Annotated in this window: 8 protein-coding genes and 1 pseudogene; 2 read left to right on the forward strand and 7 right to left on the reverse strand. The window is 53.1% G+C overall.

Annotated elements, in window-relative coordinates; genetic code table 11:
* Positions 1-290: 290 nt before the first annotated feature.
* Positions 291-524 (forward strand): hypothetical protein, encoded by a 234-nt coding sequence (locus CKL79_RS21410; protein ID WP_121971571.1) that lies wholly within the window; start codon positions 291-293, stop codon positions 522-524.
* A gap of 878 nt (positions 525-1402) precedes the next feature.
* On the opposite strand, the gene CKL79_RS21420 is transcribed toward CKL79_RS21410, so the two are convergent.
* Both CKL79_RS21420 and CKL79_RS21425 read right to left on the reverse strand, forming a co-directional pair.
* Positions 1403-2251 (reverse strand): glycine zipper domain-containing protein, encoded by an 849-nt coding sequence (locus CKL79_RS21420; RefSeq protein ID WP_121971573.1) that lies wholly within the window; start codon positions 2249-2251, stop codon positions 1403-1405.
* A gap of 367 nt (positions 2252-2618) precedes the next feature.
* Positions 2619-3230, reverse strand: a complete 612-nt coding sequence (locus tag CKL79_RS21425) for a TraX family protein (protein ID WP_240519026.1) — start codon at positions 3228-3230, stop codon at positions 2619-2621.
* Between the two features lie 71 nt (positions 3231-3301).
* Here CKL79_RS21425 and CKL79_RS21430 point away from each other — a divergent pair, with 71 nt between their 5' ends.
* The gene (locus tag CKL79_RS21430) at positions 3302-3487 is read left to right on the forward strand and encodes a hypothetical protein (protein WP_121971575.1); all 186 of its coding nucleotides are present in this window, start codon (positions 3302-3304) and stop codon (positions 3485-3487) included.
* Positions 3488-3686: 199 nt separating this feature from the next.
* On the opposite strand, the pseudogene CKL79_RS24460 reads toward CKL79_RS21430, so the two are convergent.
* The 5 genes and pseudogenes from CKL79_RS24460 to CKL79_RS24040 all read right to left on the reverse strand — a co-directional run.
* Positions 3687-4177 (reverse strand): annotated as a pseudogene (locus tag CKL79_RS24460) (SulP family inorganic anion transporter); the annotation flags it as partial.
* A gap of 32 nt (positions 4178-4209) precedes the next feature.
* Positions 4210-5073 carry a universal stress protein gene (locus CKL79_RS21440; RefSeq protein ID WP_121971576.1) on the reverse strand — a complete coding sequence of 288 codons (864 nt, stop codon included), beginning with the start codon at positions 5071-5073 and terminating at the stop codon, positions 4210-4212.
* Between the two features lie 7 nt (positions 5074-5080).
* A complete protein-coding gene (locus CKL79_RS21445) occupies positions 5081-6595 on the reverse strand; it encodes a SulP family inorganic anion transporter (RefSeq protein WP_121971577.1) in 1515 nt (504 codons plus the stop codon).
* A gap of 742 nt (positions 6596-7337) precedes the next feature.
* A complete protein-coding gene (locus CKL79_RS24035; RefSeq protein WP_240519027.1) occupies positions 7338-8036 on the reverse strand; it encodes a hypothetical protein in 699 nt (232 codons plus the stop codon).
* Between the two features lie 149 nt (positions 8037-8185).
* A complete protein-coding gene (locus tag CKL79_RS24040) occupies positions 8186-9295 on the reverse strand; it encodes an alpha-2-macroglobulin family protein (RefSeq protein ID WP_240519028.1) in 1110 nt (369 codons plus the stop codon).
* Positions 9296-9566: the final 271 nt, after the last annotated feature.

The raw sequence follows: 9566 nt of genomic DNA on the forward strand, positions 1-9566 counted from the left end.
GTTATACCCAAGGCAGATGGGCTCAGTTTTGGGCCAAAATTAACCAATATGGATTTTCTCTCGCTTTTTAAGCCTACATCAAATTCAGGTCACACCCGTCCTAAACATCATCGAGCGGTTGGCAAAGACGGCGAACAGACCCGAGACATTGGCTGTAAAACTCGGCCTCCAGACCCCGGTAAGAATTCTCTATATTTAGACGGAGATATTTGTACTTTTGAGACAAGTATCTATAGCCGAGCATTTTTTCTGTAACATAGAATACATAATCTAGCGTGAGTTACTTGACCATGACTATAAATGCCGGTGCTATTCAGTCTGTCGTATCACCCGATTCTGCCCATGATCATGCTGTCTTTCAGCCGGAAGGTGGGCTATGGGTCTCCCTGCGCAACGCTCCCTCTGACTACAGCCACGATGAAGCGCTGCTGCTCTGTGAAGCTTTTCCGGGAGAGTGGGTTTCTTGGGTGCCTGGGTTTGGTGAAATTACGCTCAACCGAGGTCAGTTTTATCAAAATGGGTAGACCTGATTCACTGGAGTGGTTTAAAACCCGCTGATTTTGGGTCACACTCGCAGCACAAAATAGACCATCATCGGCGATGGCCTGTCTGGCTGATTACGCCCGTCTGGCTGATTGCAAAGAAGTGGCCAGGGATGACGGCTCTAAGCAGTAGCGGCCTTATCGAGATATTGACTGAAAGGCAACATTTCCGGATAAACCGCGAGAACAGTGTCAACAAAGTCGTCGCTCATAGAAAGGTGATCACGTAATGGAAGTTCATAGCAAGTATGGATTGAATTTGCAAAATCATCAGGGTTCAATGCCTATATAAACGGTAGCGCTTTCGTTTATTTTGGGTTTAGTCTTCTGGGTTGATTACTCCGCCTGTGTCGCATTAGGTAAGCTGCGGGGGTGAGGTAGAGGGTAAGGCAAGGGAAGGGAAGCTGCTAATACCGTCTGCGATCGCCAAATTTCGCCGAAATGACCCGCCCGAAATTAACTATCAAACGGGCGTCCATGATGTTGAAAGCGCGATCGCATCACCAATCAACATCAGCGCTGCCGTTGCGATCGCCAACAGCTAGCCTGACGTGCTCTGCGTAACGGTGTGGCGCTGAGGCGTATCGCAAACACGCCCTATTGAACCGGTCTTTGACCATCGCCCTAACGCTCAACTATCCCCAATGTTTTCAGCGTGGCTCTCTGCGCGATGCATTGGGCGGCAGTTGCACCAACTATGGCTGTACGCCTTCTAAAGCTTTTTTAGCCGCTGCCCATGCCGTAAGCCGCGCTCGACAAACCGCAAAGCTAGCGTACACAAATATAAAAGTTGGGGAGCACCCGAAGAGGTGCTCCCCAACTTTATGAGTCACTGAGAATCAGAAGAACTAAAGTTTTCCTTAATTCTCGCGGAGCTTTTGCTCAATTGAGGGATCTTTCCAACCCGCTGGCTTCGCACTCTTGTTAGAGGAGGGTTCCTTTAGGGTCTTATTTGCCGCTGAAGTTGCGCTATTGGCAACATCCTTAGCTTTTTGAGATGTTTGATCGATGGTGTTTTTGGTCGCAGGTTTTACATCATTAGTAATTGTTCTTTTGGCAGAATCTGTAACCCCGCGAACATCTGCTTCATCAATTTTGCCTTTTACAGATTGGCTTACGCCGCGAACATCCGCTTCATCAATTTTGCCTTTTGCAGACTGGCTTACGCCGCGAACATCTGCTTCATCAATTTTGCCTTGCACAGACTGGCTTACGCCGCGAACATCCGCTTCATCAATTTTGCCTTGCACAGACTGGCTTACGCCGCGAACATCCGCTTCGTTGATCTTCTGCTTTGCAGACTCAGCCAACCCTTTGACATCGGTTTCATTAATCTTTGATTTAACGCTATCAAGGGTACCTTCAACCTGATGGGTAACGTTTTCAGCTGCATCCTTAATTGAACCCGATGCATTTTCTACTTGCTGGTCTATGCTTGTAGCGGCTTGATCACCAATGGCTGCACCTGCGATCGCGCCACCTATAGCACCAATGGCTGCACCCATTTTACCGGCGACCATGCTACCAACTGCCGCGCCTGCAACACTACCTCCGGTTGCACCAACAGCTTTAGCTACGGTATGTTCACCGCTTTGACTTTTTCCAGCCTTCTCTGTCTGCTCGGATTGGGTAGAAGGGAAATCGGTAGACTGGACTACAATATCATTAGGCTTTCCAGATGGCTTCTGGTTACTGCTTGCACTCGTCATAAAGCAAATTCTCCTGAAAGATAACTTTCTCTTAATTTCTGTTTAAAGTCTATCAATCAAGACCAAGGGATACATCATCTCAAGGGCTAGTCTTTCTAGAAGCTCTTTTAGTCAATAGTTATAGGCTCTGCTATCGATTCAATCTTCTAATGCTCAAACAACCATTCACTGACATTATTAGTAGCTCCTGATATCGATACAGCAAGGATTCCGAAGGAATAGGTCAAATTAACCTAAAACCTTGAGGGCTAATCAGCTTTCTTAATGAATTCAGAGCGTGAATCGATGTGGGCTACGGATTGGCAGGCACTGCCTACCAAATTCACTCCCTGCCTACGTTTTTGTCATCGCACCCCAGCGAATGACCTCAGAGCAGTGCCAGCAGCGCTAGATGGCCTGGGTAGAAGCCGTAAAACCAGCGGGCTTTGGGGCCACGCTGTCCGTTGAACGCAATAAACAACAGCGGCACGACGGTAGTTGGAAGCTGAAACGTGCCAGCATACCCTGCCCAAATCAGATGAAACCCAACCCAGACCAACCACCATATGAAATGAGAGCGAAAATAGCGAATCAGCAGTATCAGAATGATGCCGTAGCTGCCATAGCTAACATTCAACGCTTCAGTGATGAGCGCTGCCGATATCCACACTGGCAGCATCAACGCTGGTCGCTGCCGCGCCACTCTCAAACACACCAACCCTAAGAGCAACTGAAACAGAATATTCAGCTGCTGCGTGCCAAATGTGATCTGATAGATCGGCTGAGAGATGAGCCCTAGCAGCCCTAGCCGCAAGCCGTAGCGCCAAATGTCTTTGGTGTGTGCTTCCCCTCGTATTAGCAGCCATATAAATAGGGGAAAACTGACGCGCCCAATCACCCGCAGCCAATCAAGATCGGGGTAAAACAGCACACCGATATGATCCACCACCATAGTCAGCGCTGCAATGAGCTTGAGGTGGTAGCTGGTAAGCCCAGTCATAGCGCGGGGTAGCATTGATAAAAATGGATACTGTTGTTTGATAGTTAGGCGCTCAGAGGCCACCTTTTCTTATGTTACGCCTTGCCACCTGGAACGTGGAGCGCCTCAACCTGTCAGAAGCAACCCGCCGCGCCCGACTGCTCACAGCCATGCAAACGGTGCAGGCTGATATTTGGGTGCTCACAGAAACCCACACAGCGCGCTCTCCTGGCTCCGGATTTGCCTCTATCACAACCCAAGGCAGACCGCCTTGGTGAACCCGGTGAAACCGTCGCGTTTTTTCAGTAGACCTGTTGCGTACGAGAAGGTCAACAGCCGATTCATGTTCTCACTGAGTCAAACCTTCCATCCAAGATCTGGAGGAACAGTAAGGTAGGGTGTAGGCAACAGATGCTGCTGTGCGATCACAAGTCCCTTATTGAGCGCCAACAGCCGATCATCCAGCCAGTGGTCTTTGGGAATAATCTCAGCAATCCCCAGATCTTCGAGGCGTCTCTTGACCTTTCTATTCGCTCCGATCACCATCACTTCTCGGCCCTCATCAATAGCCTCTTCGATTGCATTCTCAATGGCCAAGGCAGAGGTAACGCCCAAAACGGGCACTTCGCTCAGATCAACAATCAGCACGTCGTAACCACCGATCGCATTATGCTCTCGTGCGATCGCCTTGGCCACTCCAAAGATCAATCGCTGGCCGACGTTGCCACAATCACAGCGGTGACAATCACGGTCATCGGCCCGGTCGGCTCAGAAATCAGGCTAGGGGTGCCGCCAAACAGAGAGGCAAAAAAGCCCACCAAGATAGCGCCCCACAACCCTGCCGAGGCTCCTGCCCCCGAGGCGATACCGATGGCCTTGGCCTTCGGTAGGGCGACCACCGCAGCGGTTAAGCCCCCCAGAAAATCTCCCCTTACATTGCGAAAATTGATTCGATTGGTAATTTGCATAGTGGATTGACTTGTTAAAAATCGGTTCAAACTTAACGGAGCAGCAGCACCGGAATTTGGCTACTTCTCAAGAGCTGAAGCGCGGTGCTGCCAATCACTAAATGGCGCACCCGGCGGTGGCCATAGGCCCCCATCAGCAACAGGCTGATACTGTGCGCCTCGATGTATTGAGCGATCGCCTTCTCGGGATCGCCAATGGGCTGACTGACCTTGGGTTTAATACCCGCCTGTTGCAGCAGCGCCACGGCCTCGGCCAGCACCTGAGCCGCATTCGGGTCTAACTCCGCCTTGACAGCCATCAGCAGATGAATATCCAACGGCTTGAGGCTGGGGGTATTGGCCAAAAACGTCAGCAGCCGCTGGCCGGTGGGGCTGCCGTCGTAGGCCATCAGCAGCCGCTCTAAGGGGGCAAACTCGCGGGGGGTGACCAGGCAGGGCTTGCTGCTGCTGCGCACAATGCGATCAACGTTGGCCCCCAAGTGGCCCGAGGCAAAATCTGCCGCTTCTCCCCGCTTACCTAGCACAATGAGGTCGGCGTTGGTCTCTAGGGTTTCTAGGTAGTCAACCAAAAATCCGGCTTTGTGGATTAGGTTGACGGTCTTAACCCCTTGGTTGTTCAGAGTTCGCTCGGCATCGGCCAAAATCAGCTTGGCTCGCTGGTGGTTGAGTTTCGCTCGCTCATGTTCGACCTCTACCAGCTTTTTCAGCAGTGATTCTGAAGCCCCTAGGCCAATGCTGCCACTGAGGTTGCTGGCTTCAGCGGTGGCCTTGCCCCGCGAGTCGGTGACGTAAAGCACGTCCACGCTGGCCCCCATGCCCTGGGCAAACCAGGCAGCGTAGGGGTAGCTGCTCTGGGCAAAGGCAGAGCCATCAGTACACAATAAAATGCGTTTCATAAGTGACCTAGTTTTCTTTAAGAGCTGTAGGGCTGGGGGTGGGCAAGGTGTGGACAGCCAGTTTCTCCACCAAGGTGGCGCTGGCTTCGTTGAGACCAATCACCTCCACCTCGGCCCCGGCTCGGCGAAATTTATTGACAATCTTGTCTAAGACAGCCACGGCCCCCTGATCCCACAGGTGGGCGTGGGTGAGGTCAATGGTAATGTGATCCACAAATTCGTCGAAGTCAAAGGCCTCTAGAAACTCTTCGATCGAGACAAAGAAAATCTGCCCCGACACGCTGTAGACCCGGTGGCTACCGTTGTCTTTCAGCACCTTATCCACAAACACCAGTTGGGCAATTTTGCGAGAGAAAAACACCGTACTCATGACGATACCCGTCGCCACCCCCAGGGCAAAGTTGCGGGTAAAAATTGTCACTAACATAGTGGTCAGCATCACCGCCGTCTCGGTGCGGGGCACCTTGGCCATGTCGCGAAATGAGGCCCAACGAAAGGTGCCGATGGAGACCATAATCATCACCGCCACCAGCGCCGCCATGGGCATCTGCCGCACCCAGCGGCTTAAACCCAAAATAGCAAACAGCAGAAAAATCCCTGAAGCGAGGGTGGAAAGCCGACCTCGCCCACCTGACTGCACGTTGATCACCGACTGGCCGATCATGCCGCAGCCTGCCATACCGCCAAACAAACCACTGATGAAATTGGCGATGCCCTGGCCCTTAGCTTCCTGGTTTTTGTCGCTGGGGGTATCGGTCAGGTCATCTACTAAAGACGCAGTGAGGAATGAGGCCAGCAGCCCCACCACCGCCATGGTTAGCGACGTCGGCAGCACAATGAGCAGAGTTTCGAGGGTCAGGGGTACTTGGGGCAGCGCAAATAATGGCAGCGCTGTGGGCAGTTCGCCCATGTCGCCCACGGTGGGTACGTCGATGCCTAGAGAAATGGCCGCTATGGTCATTACAAACAGTGCCACCAACGGCGAGGGCAGCGCCGTGGTGAAACGCGGCAAAATATAGATGATCGCCAGTGATAGGGCCACCATCACATATACCGCCACAGGGACGTTGGTGAGCTGGGGCAGCTGGGACAAGAAAATCAGCACCGCCAGGGCGTTGATGTAGCCCGCCATCACCGCTCGGGGCACGTAGCGCATCTGGCGGCCTAGCCTCAGTACTCCAAAAATCACCTGCAATACGCCGGTTAGCAGGGTGGCCACCAGCAAATACTCCAGGCCATAGTCGCGCACCAGGTCGATCATCAGCAGGGCCATAGCCCCGGTGGCGGCAGAAATAGAGCCGGGTCGTCCGCCCAGAAAAGCTGTGACCATAGCGATGATGAAGGAGGCGTAGAGGCCTACCTTGGGATCGACCCCAGCAATGATCGAAAATGCGATCGCTTCCGGTATCAGCGCCAACCCCACTACGGCCCCCGCCAAAATGTCGGCCTTGGGATTAGCCCACCACTCCCGTTTAAGGGTGCGAAGGTTTAGGGAGCGAATTTTGAGATTGCGGATGTTCAATGGTTCTCCTCTATCCTGAACAAAAATAAAACTTATCGAGTCGACAACGGGCTGGCTCGAATCAACAAACTGGTCTGCAAGCTTAGGACGCCGGCAGCCTGGGACTATGAAAAACCTTGGTTCTAGAGGCAAAATGGTGAGATCTGATGCCTTGCACCATCAGTAGCAGCCTTAGCTACTGACCCGTTGAGGTTTAAAAAACGTAAAGTTGTAGCGGAGAAGCCTGATAGTGCGATGCTCAGGGGATCGGCCTCAAAAGCGATCGCAGTTGTCTACCTCAACCCCTAGGCTGGGTTACTCTCCATAGGTCCCAAAAGCCGATAGTCGCTCCTGGAATTCCTGTAACCGTTCTGCCTAGGGCAATATTTCCCAGGGTTAGGGGGGACTCGCTACCTGCCAGTTGCTTTGAGAATGCCTTGAAAAGAGCACCATAGCTCGTGAGTATATTTTGCTTAATGTTTTGTTACCTATGATTATATAAAAGCAAATTGGCGACAGTGTCTAGAGGTAACCAAAACAGAGAAGTCATCGGGGAAATTCTGGAGGCTGTGGTGACAACCAATGATGTGCTGATGGCGCAGTCTGAAACGATGTTCTAACGCAGATTGAGGAGCCGAGCAAATTTTGACAGATGGTGCTAGCACACCGGCCCTCACCGCTTTGTTTGCCTGGGTTACTCTGCAAGCAGATGAGCGGCCCTGATGCAACCGCTCTGGGCTGACTGCTGTTCCAGGCGCTCAGCTTACTTGACCAATAACATTGCAGCCGTCGTGCGGCCAAACTCTTCTGGCGCGTACTGTAGCCGAGCGATCGCCCCCGGCCATAGAAACGTCCCCGGCGTCACTGATCGCACCAAATAGTGAAGGCTGTACACACCCGCATCGAGATGGTCGCTGTAGGCGAGAATGCGATCGCTATAAATCTGCTGATAGCCTATTTGCCAGCTATCTGCCTGCGCCTGCACCGCCCCCGTCACCGTCTGAAAAGTCGTATCGACCGCTTCGAGGCCAGCAGGCAGCGGGTCAGTGATAATCACATGGTCAACCGGATGGTCGGCGATAATCTCCAGGCCCACATCGAAGACCTGCCCGACAGGTAGCGAAGTTTCTTCGGTCGCCTCAAGCCCAAACCGATGGAGTGCCTCAGTCTGATTGGCCGGATAGATCTGGCGCGTGATTCGCAGACCGTTTAGCCGTCCGGGTGGGTTTCCCTTCAGGCGATAGCGATAAGCCGCCAGGTAGTGCAGTTCGCCCTCGCCTATTTTTTGGAGCTGCAAATCAGAGTGGCCGCGCGGAAGCTCCGCGATGGGGATGCTCACCTCAGCGCTGACTCTCTCATTCCCCTGAAAAGCTTGACTCACAAGGGTGTCACCCGCCAATTGCGCCGTCGCCTTAAAGTTAGGCGGGGCAGGCAACCGCTGGGTATAGTCAACCAGCGCCATCAGCGCCTGAGCATTGTCGTAGCTTGTGCCCCAGGCACCATCCTGCCGCTGAGCTAACAGAGATTACACCAACCGGCTGAGCTGTTCCGGGCTTTCCCCTCGCGCAATCCACAGCCGAATTGCCTGCGATTGTGCCGCCGTTTGAGAGTTTATCCACTGCCACTGCTGCGGCAGATTGACTGTAGCCGTGCGCCCTGTCTCGTAGACGGTTTCCTGTAGCTGAAGGCATCTGTCTCTGCACCCAGGAGAGAGCTGAACTCAATTTGTGCTGTGCCCGGCTGCTCGGCCACCATCGTAAAGCGATAGGCAGCAGTCCCGGCGTCAGGCTGGTTCTGTTGTGTGCGGCGATCGCCTGCATCAGCAAACTCAAGACCCTCACCAGCCTGACCTTCGAGCTGTAGCTTGCCGCCTTTGCCGGTGGTGTTGGTGACGGTGAGACCGGCCTGGAGGCGATCGCCCACCCTTAAAAACTGCGGCAACAGCGGATTGGTGATCAGCGGCTGCGTCGCTACAAAGGTCGCATCGCCCTGCCCAAAGCGTAAATTGCCATCGGTCGCGACCACCATTGCCCGCCAGGTGGTCAGGTCATCTGGCAGTTCAAAGCTCACGGTCGCCTGTCCGCTGTCGTCGGCAATTACCGATCCGTTATAAAAGGCCAGCGCCTGAAAATCTTCTCGTAAGCGTGTGCTTGCCGCTGCATTAGAAAATCCGCCGCCGTAGCCCCAGCCTTTTTCCAATGGCGAAGACAGCGGCGATAAGGTCACATCCTGCCGATTGTCGGCAAAGCGCAGGCTAATCGGCTGCTCCGCATATACCGTTTCCACCAAATCGGGCGGGCGATAGCCGCTGAGCCGTAGCACTGCCTCATTCACCACCATCACTGTGAACTGCCCAGAGACCGGGTTGTTCTTCTCGTCTTTGAGCGTGAGTGAAAGCGTTTCTGTTTCAGCAGGTTTTAGCGATGCCAGCTCCGGCTTTACCTGCACGCTCAGATATTTACCTGCCAAACTGGTCGCAAATGGCGCAAAGCCGATACTGGCCAGATTGTCTAAGCTGCCCGGATCTTTCAGCGCCTCCAGCGGTTCGCCCCGACGCACCAGCACTGCCACTTCCGGGAAAGGCTTTAGCGCCGGTAGCGATGTGGTCGGATCAGCATTAGAGGAATCATCGCTGCGATTGTTGGGATTGCAGGCTGCGAAGATGAGGGCGATCGCCAACCCCATTACTCCGTAGCCTACTCTTTCCCACCAGTGCCGCATTTGGCCCTCTCCCAGGAATCTGTAGCTTCCGCTACACCTGTCCTAACCAAAAAAACGGACGAACCCAAGCGAATCACTACAATTCTTAAATTAGCCGCTATTGGTCTTAAATTAGCCGCTATTGGTCAGTGGGTTTATACTCTAAACGATTAAGAACTGGACATTTCCGGGATATTAAGGTGAAATACAGTTGTCGCGTCTAATCCTCCTGAGAGATGATTACTCTAGAATTCACCGAAGCCGATATTGCAGCGCTTGATTATGAGCGCTA

Origin of the sequence: Leptolyngbya sp. BC1307, assembly GCF_002286735.1 — a bacterium.
In the GTDB taxonomy this organism is placed as follows: Bacteria; Cyanobacteriota; Cyanobacteriia; order Phormidesmidales; family Phormidesmidaceae; genus Phormidesmis.

Bases quoted from the DNA above. Each gene is read 5' to 3' on its own strand.
- CKL79_RS21420 (WP_121971573.1), bottom strand. From the start codon at position 2,251: ATGACGAGTGCAAGCAGTAACCAGAAGCCATCTGGAAAGCCTAATGAT.
- CKL79_RS24035 (WP_240519027.1), bottom strand. From the start codon at position 8,036: ATGGCGCTGGTTGACTATACCCAGCGGTTGCCTGCCCCGCCTAACTTT.
- CKL79_RS21440 (WP_121971576.1), bottom strand. From the start codon at position 5,073: ATGAAACGCATTTTATTGTGTACTGATGGCTCTGCCTTTGCCCAGAGC.
- CKL79_RS21410 (WP_121971571.1), top strand. From the start codon at position 291: ATGACTATAAATGCCGGTGCTATTCAGTCTGTCGTATCACCCGATTCT.
- CKL79_RS24040 (WP_240519028.1), bottom strand. From the start codon at position 9,295: ATGCGGCACTGGTGGGAAAGAGTAGGCTACGGAGTAATGGGGTTGGCG.
- CKL79_RS21425 (WP_240519026.1), bottom strand. From the start codon at position 3,230: ATGACTGGGCTTACCAGCTACCACCTCAAGCTCATTGCAGCGCTGACT.
- CKL79_RS21430 (WP_121971575.1), top strand. From the start codon at position 3,302: ATGTTACGCCTTGCCACCTGGAACGTGGAGCGCCTCAACCTGTCAGAA.